The organism is Type-F symbiont of Plautia stali, from assembly GCF_059731105.1.
In genome coordinates, this window is the sequence record NZ_AP035909.1 from 1,517,624 (window position 1) to 1,532,898 (window position 15,275).

The 15,275-nt window shown below is 58.9% G+C and carries 13 protein-coding genes; 6 read left to right on the plus strand and 7 right to left on the minus strand.

What is annotated here, in order from left to right; all coding sequences use genetic code 11:
• Positions 1–47: 47 nt before the first annotated feature.
• Together mfd and AC6I7A_RS07165 are read right to left on the minus strand one after the other, a co-directional pair.
• Complete coding sequence (gene mfd / locus AC6I7A_RS07160) at positions 48–3,491, minus strand: transcription-repair coupling factor (protein ID WP_058957491.1); 3,444 nt, start codon at positions 3,489–3,491, stop codon at positions 48–50.
• Positions 3,492–3,717: 226 nt separating this feature from the next.
• Positions 3,718–3,927, minus strand: coding sequence for a hypothetical protein (locus tag AC6I7A_RS07165; RefSeq protein ID WP_009090835.1), 210 nt, complete (start codon positions 3,925–3,927; stop codon positions 3,718–3,720).
• A gap of 248 nt (positions 3,928–4,175) precedes the next feature.
• Here AC6I7A_RS07165 and lolC point away from each other — a divergent pair, with 248 nt between their 5' ends.
• The 6 genes from lolC to pepT all read left to right on the plus strand — a co-directional run bounded on the left by lolC (position 4,176) and on the right by pepT (position 9,726).
• Positions 4,176–5,375 (plus strand): lipoprotein-releasing ABC transporter permease subunit LolC, encoded by a 1,200-nt coding sequence (lolC, locus tag AC6I7A_RS07170; RefSeq protein WP_058957490.1) that lies wholly within the window; start codon positions 4,176–4,178, stop codon positions 5,373–5,375.
• Entirely contained in the window at positions 5,368–6,072 is a 705-nt protein-coding gene (gene lolD, locus AC6I7A_RS07175) for a lipoprotein-releasing ABC transporter ATP-binding protein LolD (RefSeq protein ID WP_009090833.1), read from the plus strand. The genes lolC and lolD overlap by 8 nt, the downstream gene beginning before the upstream one ends.
• The gene (gene lolE / locus AC6I7A_RS07180; protein ID WP_009090832.1) at positions 6,072–7,316 is read left to right on the plus strand and encodes a lipoprotein-releasing ABC transporter permease subunit LolE; all 1,245 of its coding nucleotides are present in this window, start codon (positions 6,072–6,074) and stop codon (positions 7,314–7,316) included. Before lolD ends, lolE begins: the two co-directional genes overlap by 1 nt.
• 146 nt (positions 7,317–7,462) lie before the next feature.
• Complete coding sequence (cobB, locus tag AC6I7A_RS07185) at positions 7,463–8,296, plus strand: Sir2 family NAD+-dependent deacetylase (protein WP_058957489.1); 834 nt, start codon at positions 7,463–7,465, stop codon at positions 8,294–8,296.
• A gap of 12 nt (positions 8,297–8,308) precedes the next feature.
• Positions 8,309–8,467: a hypothetical protein gene (locus tag AC6I7A_RS07190; RefSeq protein WP_195910808.1), complete on the plus strand. Its 159-nt coding sequence runs from the start codon at positions 8,309–8,311 to the stop codon at positions 8,465–8,467.
• Positions 8,468–8,496: 29 nt separating this feature from the next.
• Positions 8,497–9,726, plus strand: coding sequence for a peptidase T (gene pepT / locus AC6I7A_RS07195; protein WP_009090830.1), 1,230 nt, complete (start codon positions 8,497–8,499; stop codon positions 9,724–9,726).
• A 59-nt stretch (positions 9,727–9,785) separates the two neighbouring features.
• On the opposite strand, the gene AC6I7A_RS07200 is transcribed toward pepT, so the two are convergent.
• The 5 genes from AC6I7A_RS07200 to hflD form a co-directional block, all read right to left on the minus strand.
• Entirely contained in the window at positions 9,786–10,910 is a 1,125-nt protein-coding gene (locus tag AC6I7A_RS07200) for a ribosomal protein uL16 3-hydroxylase (protein ID WP_058957488.1), read from the minus strand.
• A gap of 57 nt (positions 10,911–10,967) precedes the next feature.
• Positions 10,968–12,428, minus strand: a complete 1,461-nt coding sequence (gene phoQ / locus AC6I7A_RS07205) for a two-component system sensor histidine kinase PhoQ (RefSeq protein ID WP_046101611.1) — start codon at positions 12,426–12,428, stop codon at positions 10,968–10,970.
• Between the two features lie 2 nt (positions 12,429–12,430).
• Positions 12,431–13,099, minus strand: coding sequence for a two-component system response regulator PhoP (gene phoP, locus AC6I7A_RS07210; protein WP_009090826.1), 669 nt, complete (start codon positions 13,097–13,099; stop codon positions 12,431–12,433).
• Between the two features lie 104 nt (positions 13,100–13,203).
• A complete protein-coding gene (gene purB / locus AC6I7A_RS07215; RefSeq protein ID WP_009090824.1) occupies positions 13,204–14,574 on the minus strand; it encodes an adenylosuccinate lyase in 1,371 nt (456 codons plus the stop codon).
• A gap of 44 nt (positions 14,575–14,618) precedes the next feature.
• Positions 14,619–15,260: a high frequency lysogenization protein HflD gene (gene hflD / locus AC6I7A_RS07220; RefSeq protein ID WP_009090821.1), complete on the minus strand. Its 642-nt coding sequence runs from the start codon at positions 15,258–15,260 to the stop codon at positions 14,619–14,621.
• Positions 15,261–15,275 lie beyond the last annotated feature (15 nt).

A 15,275-nucleotide genomic window follows, 5' to 3' on the forward strand; every position in this document is an offset into this window, starting at 1 on the left:
TGCGCGCCGCGCTTCACCGGAAAACGGGCGAGGCGCGGAAGAACCGGTTACGCCTGATGCTCAGCCAGTTGTGAAACGAAGCTCTGCACCCAATCCATACGAATCTTTCTTTCCGTCAGCTCACGCGTAAACCGGAGCCGTGTCGGGCCATCCAGCTTCCACTGCTGAGGCTCTTTCTGCAGCAGGCTGATCAGCCAGGCCGGATCCACCTTGTTCTGCGGCGCAAAATCGAAATAGCCGCCTTTATCGCTGGCTTCAATCTTGCGCAGCCCCACCGCGCGGGCCTTCAGCCGGATGATGGCGACATCCAGCAGATTGCGCGCCGGATCGGGCAGCAGGCCAAAGCGGTCGATCATCTCCACTTTCAGCTCCTGCAGCTCCTCTTCCGCTTCCGCGCTGGCGATGCGCTTATAGAGCGACAGACGGGTGCTGACATCCGGTATAAAGGTCTCCGGCAGCAGCGCGGGCATCCGCAGTTCTACCTCGGTCTGATTGCTGGTGAGATCCTCCAGTGAAGGTTCACGCCCCGCTTTCAGCGCATCGACGGCGTTCTCCAGTAGCTCCATATAGAGCGTGAAGCCCAGCGTCTCCATCTGCCCGCTCTGCTCATCACCCAGCAGTTCGCCAGCCCCGCGAATCTCCAGATCGTGCGTTGCCAGCGCAAAACCGGCCCCCAGATCTTCGAGCGAGGCGATCGCCTCCAGTCGCTTATGCGCATCGGTGGTCATCGCCTTCGGATGTGGCGTTAACAGCCAGGCATAAGCCTGATGGTGCGAACGCCCGACGCGGCCGCGCAACTGATGCAGCTGCGCCAGGCCAAAGTGGTCGGCCCGCTCGATGATGATGGTGTTAGCGGTAGGAATATCGATCCCGGTTTCGATAATGGTGGTGCAGACCAGCACGTTGAAACGCTGATGGTGGAAATCGTTCATCACCCGTTCCAGCTCACGCTCACGCATCTGCCCGTGGCCGATCGCTACCCGCGCCTCCGGCACCAGTTCGCTGAGTCGCTGTGCCGCTTTCTCAATATTTTCGACATCGTTGTAGAGGTAGTAGACCTGGCCGCCACGCAGAATCTCACGCAGGATCGCTTCGCGGATCACCAGATCATCATATTCGCGCACAAAGGTTTTCACCGCTAAGCGGCGGGCAGGCGGCGTGGCGATAATGGAGAGATCGCGCATGCCGCTCATCGCCATATTCAGGGTACGCGGAATAGGCGTGGCGGTCAGGGTCAGGATATCCACGTCGGCCCGCATCGCCTTGATGCGCTCTTTGTGACGCACCCCGAAACGGTGCTCCTCATCGACAATCAGCAGACCCAGATCGTGCCATTTCAGATCGCTCATCAGCAGCTTATGCGTGCCGATCAGGATGTCGATCTTGCCTTCGCAGGCCTGTTCCAGCACCTGCGCCTGCTCTTTCGCGGTGCGGAAGCGGGACAGCATCTCAATGCGCACCGGCCAGTTGGCGAAGCGATCGCGGAAGTTATCGTAGTGCTGCTGCGCCAGCAGGGTAGTCGGCACCAGCACGGCAACCTGCTTGTGGTTCTCAATAGCCAGAAACGCGGCGCGCATGGCCACTTCCGTTTTACCGAAGCCCACATCACCACACACGAGGCGGTCCATCGCCAGCGGCTGACACATATCGCTCAGCACCGCATTGATGGCCTGAGCCTGATCGGGGGTGGTCTCAAACGGGAAGCTTTCGCAGAACAGCTGATACTGTTCGCGGTCATGCTTAAAGGCAAAACCGGTTTTGGCGGCGCGCTGCGCATAGATGTCCAGCAGCTCCGCCGCCACGTCGCGCACTTTTTCAGCGGCTTTCTGCCGTGCGCGCGACCAGGCATCGCTGCCCAGTTTGTGCAGCGGCGCGTTTTCGTCAGCCCCACCGGCATAGCGGCTAATCAGATGCAGCGAGGAGACCGGCACGTAAAGTTTGGCGTCGTTCGCGTAGGAGAGCATCAGGTATTCCGCCTGGATGCCACCCGCTTCCAGCGTGGTCAGGCCGATATAGCGGCCCACGCCATGCTCCAGATGCACCACCGGCTGACCGGGATGCAGCTCCGCCAGGTTACGGATAAGGATATCCGGGTTAATGGTGCGGCGGGTATCCTGACGGCGACGGCTGACGCGTTCGCCCAGCAGATCGCTTTCGCAAATCAGCGCCCGGTTCCCCACGGTGTCGATAAAACCCCGTTCGCTGGCCCCGATCATCAGGCTGAAACGATCCTCACCGGTCTCATCGAAGCGATGCACCGGCTGAGGACGCAGTTTGATGCGTGCCAGCAGCTCCTGCAGGCTTTCCCGGCGGCCCTCACTTTCAACCGAGAAGACCACGGCACCACTGAAGGTGTCGATAAACTGACGCAGCGGGTCAAGGGGCGCTTTTGCCTGGGCCTGAACGGCCACATCCGGCAGCGGGGTATAACCGAGATTGGTGTTGGCGGCTTTTGCCGGCAGCACCTCATTGGTCATGGAGATGCGCGGCCAGGCTTTCAGCTCGCCCATCAGACCGTCCGGACGCAGCCACAGGGTGGCTGGCTCCAGCAGCGGACGCATCGGATCGACGCGACGATTCTCGTAACGCGCCTCCGCATCCTGCCAGAAGCGGGTGGCACTGCCTTCCAGATCGCCGCAGTTCACAATCAGGGTGTTGTCAGGCAGATAGCTGAACAGGCTGGGCAGAGGCTGCTCAAAAAACAGCGGCTGCCAGTATTCGATGCCCGCCGGGAGCGTGCCTTTGCTGACCTGCTGATAGATGTGCTCCGACTCGCGGCGCACGTCGAAGATCTCGCGCCAGCGGCTGCGGAACAGCTCGATGGCTGCCTTGTCGCTGGGAAATTCATGCGCGGGCAGCAGATTGATTTCCGGCACCGCTTCCAGCGTACGCTGACTGTCAACGTCGAACAGACGCAGGCTGTCAATCTCATCATCGAAGAAATCGATGCGGTAGGGCTGATCGCTGCCCATCGGGAACAGGTCGAGCAGGGCGCCGCGCGTCGCGTATTCACCGTGCTCCATCACCTGGTCGACATGGCGGTAACCCGCCTGCTCAAGCTGGTCGCGCAGCCTGTCGCGCGACAGTTTTTGTCCCTGTTTCATCACCAGCGCGTGACCGTGCAGGAAGCTGTGCGGGCAGACGCGCTGCATCAGCGTATTGACCGGCATAATCAGCAACCCGCGCTGCATCACCGGCAGCTGGTAAAGGGTCGACAGGCGGGAGGAGATAATATCCTGATGCGGTGAAAAGCTGTCGTAGGGCAGCGTTTCCCAGTCAGCGAGATGGGCCACTGGCAGATCGGTAAACTGGCGGATTTCATCCAGCAGACGCAGGGCGGTTTGGGTATCGGGCGTAATCATCAACACCGGACCGGCATGTCGCTCGGTAATGCTGGCACACTCTACCGCGTGCGCAGCGCCGATAAGCTGACCAAGCTGCCGGTGATCGCCGGATTTAACGGGCAGGGTATAACGAGTCTGTTCGGGCATGGGATCTCGGGGTTGCTCCATTTTTCCAGGACGTAATCATTCCATATTATGTCAGGGGGATCACCTTTGCGGCACAATTTTCCTGCCGCGCCGCGCTGAACCCGAATCGGGCAGTGCTTACCGGGTGTCAGCGGTAACGCAGCGGCTAAAAAGAGAATAGACGGAGTCGGGCGGGGGGATCGGAAAAAACCACCGTCGCCATGCAGCGACGGGGTTAAACGGGCATTTATTTTATGGATTGCTGTGTGTAATGCATGCGTGGGCGGTCGATATTCGCCCAGGATAACTCCTGCTCAGGATGAAAACTGAGGTTGCCGTCGTCCCACTTTACGTAGTAGCCAGCCGATGCCGCTCCCTGCTCAAAGACGTTGATAATCTCGCCCCGGATCTCCCCGGATTGGTGTTTCACGATGCTGCCTTTGGGAAATCTGAACATGGTCGCTACCTCTGTGGCCGGGCGATAACCTCGCTTCTTATCCTGTTACTGATTGTAGTCTACCCCCTGCGGTGGCGGATAATCAGCCAATAAGCGGCGGCTTTATGCTCTATTCCCCGGCTTTGGCAGGGAATGTGACGCATTCTGATGCAACTTTGCTGCCGACTCAGAGGGTTAGAGGTTTCATAAAGCCAGCCTCTCCTTTATCATCCCACTACCTATTTTCAGGCAACGGCTTACTGGATTCCATGTATCAACCTGTCGCGCTATTTATCGGTCTGCGTTACATGCGCGGACGAGCATCGGATCGCTTCGGTCGCTTTGTCTCCTGGCTCTCAACGATTGGCATTACGCTCGGCGTGCTGGCGATGGTGACCGTGTTATCGGTCATGAACGGATTTGAGCGTGAACTCGAAAGCAATATTCTTGGCCTGATGCCTCAGGCGCTGATCACCAGCGACAAAGGCAGCATTAATCCGCAACAGCAACCCGCCCGTTCCCTCAACCTCAACGGGGTCAGCCGTATTGCACCGCTGACCACGGCGAATGTGGTGTTGCAAAGCCCGCACAGCGTCTCGGTCGGGGTGATGCTCGGTATCGCGCCGGATGAAAAAGATCCGCTGACGCCGTTTCTGGTCAACACCGATCAGCGCGTCCTGCAGGCCGGGCAGTACAATGTCATCCTCGGGGAACAGCTGGCCTCTCAGCTGGGCGTTAAACGCGGCGACCAGCTGCGTCTGATGGTGCCGTCGGTCAGCCAGTTTACGCCGATGGGCCGCGTGCCAAGCCAGCGCCTGTTTACCGTGGCGGGTACCTATGCTGCCAACAGCGAAGTCGATGGTTATCAGATCCTGGTCAATCTTCAGGATGCGTCGCGTGTCATGCGCTATCCGGCCGGGAATATCACCGGCTGGCGACTCTGGCTCGACAAACCGCTTGAGGTTGACAGCCTGAGCCAGCAGACGCTGCCGGCGGGCCTGGTCTGGAAAGACTGGCGCGAGCGCAAAGGCGATCTCTTCCAGGCGGTGCGTATGGAGAAGAACATGATGGGCCTGCTGCTGAGCCTGATCATCGCCGTCGCCGCCTTTAACATCATTACGTCGCTGGGCCTGCTGATCATGGAGAAGCAGGGCGAAGTGGCGATCCTGCAAACCCAGGGCCTGACGCGCCGGCAGATTGTGGCGGTGTTTATGGTTCAGGGAGCCAGCGCCGGTATTATCGGCACGCTGCTCGGCACCCTGCTGGGCGTGCTGCTCGCCAGCCAGCTCAACACCTTAATGCCGGTCATTGGCCTGTTCCTGGATGGCGCAGCATTGCCGGTCGATATTAATCCGTGGCAGGTGGTGACCATCGCCCTCAGCGCGATGATCGTGGCGCTGCTGTCTACGCTTTATCCTTCATGGCGCGCTGCCGCCGTTCAACCCGCTGAGGCTTTACGTTATGAGTAACTCTCCTTTGTTGCAGTGTCGCGACCTGTGCAAACGCTATCAGGAAGGCAGCGTGCAGACCGATGTGCTGCGCAACGTGGCTTTCAGCCTCCAGCCGGGTGAACTGATGGCGATTGTCGGCAGCTCCGGTTCCGGTAAGAGTACGCTGCTGCATCTGCTCGGCGGCCTGGATGCGCCAACCTCTGGCGATGTGGTCTTCGACGGCCAGTCACTCAATGCGATGTCCTCCCCGGCCAAAGCCGAACTGCGCAACCGCGAGCTGGGCTTTATCTATCAGTTCCACCATCTGCTGCCGGACTTCAGCGCGCTGGAGAATGTGGCGATGCCGCTGCTGATTGGCAAAACCGCCAAAGCGGAAGCGCAGGATCGCGCCCGTGAAATGCTGGCCGCGGTCGGGCTGGACCATCGTGCCGCGCACCGGCCGTCTGAGCTTTCCGGCGGCGAGCGTCAGCGTGTGGCGATTGCCCGTGCGCTGGTCAACCGTCCCCGGCTGGTGATGGCGGATGAGCCCACCGGCAACCTCGATGCGCGCAACGCCGACGCCATTTTTGAACTGCTGGGCGAACTGAACGTCCGTCAGGGCACCGCCTTTCTGGTGGTGACCCACGATCTGATGCTGGCAAAACGCATGACGCGTCAGATGGAGATGCGTGACGGGCAGTTAAGCGATCGCCTCACCCTGGCAGGAGCGGTGTAATGGGTTCATCGTTATCCCTGTTACTGGGCCTGCGCTTCAGCCGCGGACGCCGCCGGGGCGGCATGGTGTCGCTGATTTCGGTGATCTCCACCATCGGTATCGCCCTGGGCGTGGCGGTGCTGATTATCGGTCTGAGCGCCATGAACGGCTTTGAGCGTGAGCTGAATAACCGCATTCTGGCGGTGGTGCCGCACGGTGAGATCGAGGCGGTGAATCAGCCGTTTCAGCACTGGCAATCGATGATCGCCCCGATTGAAAAGGTGCCCGGCATTGCGGCCGCCGCCCCCTACGTTAACTTCACCGGCCTGATTGAGAGCGGAGCCCGGCTGGAAGCGCTGCAGGTCAAGGGCGTCGATCCGGCTCAGGAGCCGCGCCTGAGCGCGCTGCCGCAGTTTGTGGCAGACAACGCCTGGTCCTCCTTTGCCGCCGGTAAACAGCAGATCATCCTCGGCGGCGGCATTGCCAAATCGCTGAATGTGAAGCAGGGCGACTGGATCACCATCATGATCCCGAATAACGATGGTGATAATAAACTGCTGCAGCCAAAACGCATCCGGCTGCAGGTGAGCGGCATCCTGCAACTCAGCGGTATGCTCGATCACAGCCTGGCGCTGGTGCCGCTGGCTGATGCCCAGCACTATCTGGAGATGGGGGAGAGCGTCTCCGGCATCGCCCTGAAGATGACCGACCCGTTCCAGGCCGTTAAGCTGGTGCGCGAGGCCGGTGAGGCGACCCGTTCTTACGTCTACATTAAGAGCTGGATCGGCACTTACGGCTACATGTACCGCGACATTCAGATGATTCGCGCCATTATGTATCTGGCGATGGTACTGGTGATTGGTGTCGCCTGCTTCAACATCGTCTCCACGCTGGTGATGGCGGTGAAAGATAAGAGCAGCGACATTGCGGTCCTGCGTACCCTGGGTGCCAAAGACCGGCTGATCCGTGCCATCTTTATCTGGTACGGGCTGCTGGCAGGTCTGCTGGGCAGCGTCAGCGGCGTGGTCGCGGGCGTGCTGGTGGCGCTGAACCTGACGAAACTGGTGCGCGGACTGGAGTCGATCACCGGTCATCATCTGCTGGCGGGCGATATTTACTTTATCGACTTTCTGCCGTCGGAACTGCACTGGATTGATGTGTTCTCAGTACTGATTACTGCGATTCTGTTGAGTCTGCTGGCGAGCTGGTATCCCGCCAGACGCGCCAGCCGCATTGACCCGGCTCGGGTTTTAAGCGGTCAGTAGCACAATGCGGCGCGAGTGATTATCGCGCCGCTTTTGTTTAAGACCTTTGCTATGGGGTTCTGCCCCCGGCAACCGTTACTATCGGGTGATGTTTACCCGGAATCTGTTCAGAGCAGCTCGCCGCAGCTGCTACGCCAGGAGATTTTATGCGAACACCACGTCGACGCATACGACTTGCCCGCCTGAAGAAAACCCGGCGAAAAGTGCATCAGCGCTTTCGTCAGCGCATATTTGAGCGCGATCGTCAGGCCGAACTGGCCGCCCACCCTCTGCCGCATGTGGTGATCCTGACCGGCGCAGGTATTTCCGCCGAGTCCGGCATTCGTACATTTCGCGCAGCGGACGGTCTGTGGGAAGAGCATCACGTAGAAGATGTGGCGACACCGGAAGGCTTTCAGCGCGATCCCGCGCTGGTGCAGCGCTTCTACAATGCGCGCCGTCAGCAGTTGCAGCAGCCAGAGATTCAGCCCAACGCGGCCCATCTGGCGCTGGCGGAGCTGGAGCAGGTGTTAGGCGATAATCTTCTGCTGGTCACGCAGAACATCGACAACCTGCATGAGCGCGCCGGAAACAGCCGGGTGCTGCATATGCACGGCGAGCTGTTAAAAGTGCGCTGTGTGACCAGCGGCCAGGTAATTGAGTGGAGCGGGGATATCACCCCGGACGATCGCTGCACCTGCTGCCAGTTTCCCTCCGCACTCCGACCGCACGTGGTCTGGTTTGGTGAGATGCCGCTGGGCATGGAGCAGATTTATCAGGCGCTGGAACAGGCCGACTATTTTATCGCCATCGGCACCTCGGGCCACGTCTATCCGGCGGCGGGCTTTGTTCACGAGGCCAGACTGCAGGGCGCGCATACCGTTGAGCTGAACCTGGAGCCGAGCCAGGTGGGCAACGAGTTTGCCGAGCGGCATTACGGCCTGGCGAGTGAAGTGGTGCCGGAGTTCGTGCATAAGCTACTGCGCGGTCTTTATAAATAAACAGGGGCGGCGATGGCCGCCCCTGTTGTTATCGATGACGTCTGCCCCGATGCAACAATCTCGTCATCAGGCGTTTTTTTCGGGCTTATTACTTTGCTGAAGGTCAGCGACAGCGCTAACCTGTCTGCTGATGATTTTACGCAACGTTGTGACTGGCCGATCGGTGAATAATACCGCACAGCACTTTTAAAGGATGGGATATGGAACAGTTACTTGAGCGCTTTTTAAGTTATGTGGCCGTTGAAACTCAGGCTAAGCCGCAGGCGCGCCAGGTGCCCAGCAGCGAAGGGCAGTGGACGCTGGCACGGCAGCTGCAGGAAGAGCTGCTGGCGCTGGGATTTGTCGATGTCACCTTAAGCGATCACTGCTGTGTTATGGGTACGCTGCCTGCCAATGTCGACTGGCCCACCCCGGTCATCGGTTTCATCTCCCACATGGATACGTCGCCTGATTTCACGGCGAAGCATGTGAATCCCCAGATCATTGAAAACTATCGCGGCGGTGACATCGCGCTGGGAAGTGGCAATGAGATCCTGTCGCCGGTCATGTTCCCGGTGCTGCACAAATTAATCGGTCATACGCTGATTACCACCGACGGCAAAACCCTGCTCGGTGCGGATGACAAAGCGGGCATTGCAGAGATCATGACGGCGATGGCGCAGCTGGCGGCGAGTGATACGCCGCACGGGGCGATCCGCGTGGCCTTTACGCCTGACGAAGAGATCGGACGCGGCACCTCTCACTTTGATGTGGAAGGCTTCGCCGCCGACTGGGCCTACACCATTGATGGCAGCGATCTGGGTGAATTCGAATATGAGAACTTCAATGCCGCCTCGGCCACGGTCCGCATCGTCGGCAACAACGTCCACCCTGGCTCCGCCAAAGGGGTGATGGTGAATGCGCTGGAGCTGGCAAATCAGTTCCACGCGGCGGTACCGGCCCGTGAGAAACCGCAGTTTACCGACGGCTACGAGGGCTTCTACCATCTGCATCAGATCAAGGGCAGTGTCGAGCACGCCGAGATGCTCTATATTATCCGTGACTTTGAGACGGAAAGTTTTGAACAGCGGAAACAGACGCTGCTGCAGATCGCTGCGGAGATTAACAAAACCCTGCATCCTGACTGCTCCGTCACCGTTGAGATCACCAACAGCTATCGCAACATGCGTGAAAAGGTCGAGCCGTTCCCGCATATCATTGACCTGGCCCTGCAGGCGATGCGTGACTGCGGTATTGAACCGGTGGTGAAACCGATTCGTGGCGGCACTGATGGGTCGTCGCTGTCGTGGAAAGGGCTGCCCTGTCCGAACATCTTTACCGGGGGCTACAACTATCACGGCAAGCACGAGTTCGCCTCGCTGAACATCATGGCGAAAACGGTGGAAGTGATTGTGCGTCTGTCAGAACTGGCGGCGCAGAAGAAGGGATAATGAGAGAAGGCTCTCTGACCTGAGGGGCAGAGAGCCTGATTCCGGAAGCGGACTACCGGTTATTCGTCACCAAAATACCAGTACCCGGCATTCACCAGACCGGCGATCTGCGCCAGCACTGCCGGATCATCCAGCGCATCGCCCAGATCATCCAGCGTGATGCGGGAGTGATGCGCCAGCACCGCCATCACCTCAGGGCGTGGACATTCGACCCGCTCACCGTTGACATACACCGCATCGCCAACCGTTAATACACGCAGGCCGCCCAGGCGGCTCAGGGCATCGCCCTGCTGCAGCGCATCATAAATTTCATCAGGCTGATAAGGCGGCTCCGGCGGCGCCACATCAAGCTCATGGCGCGACTGCGAAATAAATTCGCCAAACCAGTGCGCGAAATGCTCCGGCTGGTTAACGACATCCAGCATCAGCTGACGCACGCCTTCAATCTCCTGTGGCAGGATCTGCGACGGGCATTCGCGCGCCGGGACATCCGGGTCGCTGAAGCGCAGGCTGCCCAGCTCATTTGCCAGAGCATAATCCGCAAAGCCGCTGATGAGCTCCCGGCCACTGGGGGCTCGGAAACCGACAGAGTAGTTCAGGGCGTTCTCCAGCGAATAGCCTTCGTGCGGGAATCCTGGTGGAATGTAGAGGATATCGCCCGGCTCCAGCTCTTCGTCAATGATGGCGTCGAACGGCTCAACCTGCAGCAGATCGGGATGCGGGCAGTGCTGCTTCATCGGCACTTTTTCACCGACGCGCCAGCGACGGCGACCGGTTCCCTGAATAATAAAGACATCGTACTGATCAAAATGGGGGCCGACGCCGCCGCCAGGCACAGCAAACGACACCATCAGGTCATCAATACGCCAGTCAGGCAGGAAACGGAAAGGGCGCATCAGCGCAGCAGAGGGTTCGTGCCAGTGATTGACCGCCTGTACCAGCAGCGACCAGTTGTTCTCGCCCAGGTGATCGTAGCTCTCAAACGGGCCGTGGCTGACCTGCCATTTGCCATCCTGATGGCTGACAAGGCGGCTGTCCACCTCGTTTTCCATCGCCAGTCCGGCCAGTTCATCCGGTGAAATCGGATCGACAAAGTCTTTAAAGCCACGCTTCAGCACCACCGGGCGTTTCTGCCAGTAGCGCTGAATAAAATCGGGCCAGTTAAGATCGAGCTGATAGTCCATAAAAGAGTTCCGCTTAGGGCTGTAAATGCCAGCAAGTATAACAGCCCGGCGGCTTTTCTACTCGCGGCGATGTTCGACTTCCTGCCGCTGAAAGATCACTTCCATGCGGGTTCCGCCGAGTGCACTGCCGGAGGCGATGACGTTACCTTCATACTGCTCAAGAATGTCGCGCACCACGGCCAGACCTAATCCCTGGCCGGGACGCAGCGTATCGGCCCGCTGTCCGCGAACAAACACCAGGTCGCGCTTGCTTTCAGGGATGCCCGGGCCATCGTCATCGATATAGAGATGCAGCGCCTTGTCGCTCTGAAACGCGCTTACTTCGATAAATTCCAGGCAATATTTGCAGGCGTTATCGAGCACGTTACCCAGCACTTCCATAAAGTCATTCTGGTCACCCACAAAGGTCAGCTCCGGGGAGATATCCAGGGTAATCGCCACGCCCTTACGCTGATAGACTTTATTCAGGGCCGAACAGAGGCTGTCGAGCAGGCCAGAGACCGAATGCAGATCGCGCTGCAGCGGATTGTGATCGGCCTGCATACTGGCGCGGTGCAGGTAATATCCGACCTGCTGCGAGATACGACTGATCTGCTCCAGCATCACCGGTTCTGCCTCTTCCACCGTCAGCTCTTTGCCGTTGCGCAGCGAGCGCAGCGTACTCTGCAATACGGCCAGCGGCGTTTTCAGGCTGTGGGTCAGGTCAGAGAGGGTGGTGCGATAGCGGGTATAACGCTGCCGCTCATTGGTCAGCAGCAGATTGAGATTGCGCACCAGGCTGCGCAGCTCCTGTGGGGGATTGTCGTCCAGGTTTTCGCGCTGACTGGTCTCCAGTTCGCGCACCTGCTGAGTCAGCGCACCGATTGGCCGCAGACTCCAGTGCGCGGCCAGCCACAGCAACGGAACAATCAGGATCAGGTTGGCGGCCAGCACGTAGCTGAACCACGACCAGACCACGTCCGAGTGCTGAAGCTCCTGCGGGATCGAGTCGACCACCACGATGGTGAGCGCAGGCAGATTGGTGGTGGCATCGTAACGGTTGACAGCCACCGAGTGGGTAAAGGTATCGTTGCTGTCGTTATCCCAGTCGTTGAGGCGTCGCTGCGCATTCAGGTTGTTCCCCATCGCCAGCATGCTGGTGCGGTTGCTGGTGTCAATCTCGTAAAAATCGGGCTTCAGCAGCCATTCATGGCGGATCTTTTTGCGGATATCCGGAACGTCGCGCTGCTGCCACAGCAGCTTGCCGCGCTCGTCGTAGATAAACACCAGCGTCGGGAAGTTGAGCGTCATCCGCTCCGGCTGGGCGATGGTGAGCTTGTTGTCATGCCATTGCGCCAGCGTAAAGAAGAGGTTGCTCTCACCACGCATAACGCGATAGGTGTTTTTATCAAAGCTCACCACATAGCCTATGACTGCGACCATGCCGTAAGAGAGGGAGAGAAACAGAACAATCGCTGCGGAGGCCAGCAGAAAGCGGGCACGCAGCGAAATCGGGCGATAACGATTAAACCAGGACATGGTCAGAGATCAAAGCGGTAACCCTGGCCACGCACGGTGGCGATCACGTCAGTGGGGTGCAGCGCTAAAATCTTTTTGCGCAGGCGGCCCATCAGTACGTCGATGGTGTGGCTTTCACGCAGTTCCGCATCCGGGTAGAGCTGGAGCATCAGCGAATCTTTGCTGACCACCTTGCCCGCGTTACGAATCAGCGTCTCGACGATGGTGTACTCAAAGGCGGTGAGCTTCACCGGCTGTTCATTGACGGTGAGTTCCCGGCGGGAGAGATCGACCTGAAAGGGGGCCATATCGATAATCTGCGAGGCGTGACCACTGTTGCGACGCATCAGCGCCTGCAGCCGGGCGGCCACCTCTTCGATATGAAACGGTTTGGTCACGTAGTCGTCGGCACCGGCTTCCAGCGCTTCGACTTTGGCCTGCCACCCTTCACGGGCTGTCAGCACCAGAATGGGCTGGCGCACGGCGTCGCCGCGCCAGCGACGGATCAGCGACATGCCATCTTCATCCGGCAGGCCGAGGTCCACCAGCGCGATATCGGGCAGATGTTCCCGAAGAAAATAGTCGGCTTCTTTGGCGTCTTCGGCGGCATCGACCTGATGGCCCATGTCACGTAACTGGACGGCGAGATGATGGCGCAGCAGGGCATTGTCTTCAACAACCAGAACACGCATAGAAAGTCCTTACACTCTGTTTGAGTCAACCTGCAGAAAGTATACGCGAAATGTATTAAACAGGATGTTAACGCAGACCGGAGTGAGCCGGTCTGCGGCGGGCATTATTTCAGATCGTCAACCATCCGGACAGCGCGACCGATATAGTTTGCTGGCGTCATCTGCTTCAGACGCACTTTTTCCTCTTCCGGCAGCGCCAGACTGTCGATAAAGGCCTGCATACCGGCGGCATCCACACGTTTGCCGCGCGTCAGCTCTTTCAGCTTCTCATAAGGCTTCTCGATGCCGTAACGGCGCATCACCGTCTGGATCGGCTCCGCCAGCACTTCCCAGTTGTGATCCAGTTCGTCCAGCAGACGCTCGCGGTTCACTTCCAGTTTTGAGATGCCTTTCAGCGTCGCCTGATAGGCGATCAGCGCATAACCGACGCCGACGCCAAGGTTACGCAGCACGGTAGAGTCGGTCAGGTCACGCTGCCAGCGCGACACCGGCAGTTTGCTGGCCAGATGCTGCATGACTGCATTCGCCAGACCCAGGTTGCCTTCGGAGTTTTCGAAGTCGATCGGGTTGACCTTATGCGGCATCGTTGACGAGCCAATCTCGCCCGCAATGGTTTTCTGTTTAAAATGGTTCAGCGCCACGTAGCCCCAGATATCGCGATCAAAGTCGATCAGGATGGTGTTAAAGCGGGCGATGCAGTCGAACATCTCGGCGATGTAGTCGTGCGGCTCGATCTGCGTGGTGTAGGGGTTCCAGGTGATCCCCAGCGAGGTGACAAAATTCTCGCTCAGCGCGTGCCAGTCCACTTCCGGGTAGGCAGCAATGTGGGCGTTGTAGTTGCCCACTGCGCCGTTGATTTTGCCCAGCACTTCGATCTGCTTCAGCTGACGTAACTGACGCTCAAGGCGGTACGCCACGTTTGCCATCTCTTTACCCATGGTTGACGGCGTTGCCGGCTGTCCGTGGGTGCGGGAGAGCAGCGGAATATCACGGTATTCGCTGGCCAGACCCTTCACCGCGCCAATCAGCTGCGCCCAGTAAGGCAGCAGCACGTCACGGCGGGCTGTTTCCAGCATCAGCGCGTGCGACAGGTTGTTGATATCTTCCGAGGTGCAGGCGAAGTGGATAAATTCAGAGACGGCGTGCAATGCAGGCGTGTCGGCGACTTTTTCTTTCAGGAAGTACTCGACCGCTTTCACATCGTGGTTGGTGGTGCGTTCGATGGTTTTGATGCGCGCGGCATCTTCTTCGGAAAAACCGGCGACAATCGCATCAAGGAAAGCGTTTGCGTCAGCGTCAAATGCAGGAACTTCCTTGATCTCTGCGGTCGCGGCCAGTTTTTGTAACCAGCGAACTTCAACCTCAACGCGGAATTTCAGCAGACCAAATTCGCTGAAAATCGCACGCAGCGGGCTGACTTTGTCGCCGTAACGACCATCGACAGGTGAGACGGCGGTCAGAGAGGATAATTCCATCAGTGCAACTCCTGAATCATTTAGCAGTGTTTGGCCACACCGACTTAGTAGGTCAGTGGCAGCCGGGATAAGAGGGTTTTCGCTTCACGCAGCAAACGCTGACGCGAGAACATCAGTTGCAGTCGGCCACCACCGACCTGCTGCCAGAGTACCGCCGCGCGGATACCGGCCAGCAGGGTGGCGCGCACTTTACTCTGAACCTGGCTGTTCTGCAGCACGGCAGGTGAACCGGTCACCTGAATCCGCGGGCCAAGCGGGCTGATGACATCGACATAGATGCCCGCCATGGCGCTGAGAATGGTATCGGATTCCAGCTCATAATGCGCCAGCTGGCGATCCAGCTGACTGATGCGCTGCGCCAGGGTCGCCATGGCAGACTTGCTGGCGCTGAGTTTACGTTCCAGCACCATCATGCTCAGGGTGTAACGGGTCAGTTCGGCACCGGCGCCCTGGCGACTGCTGCTGTTCAGCACCGCCATCAGGGTTTCCAGTCCGAGACGCAGGTTGGCTTCATTGTTGCCAAACACGGCCAGCGTGGAGTCAGGATTGAGATCCAGCACGCTGCGCAGCGAAACGGTCAGCGCCTCTGGCTGGCAGTGACCCTGCTGAGCCAGCTGCTGCACCAGATGCGCGGACTGACAGATGCCCGCCAGCGCCAGCGTAATTTCCTGATAATTTTTCGCCACGGTTACTCCTGTTTA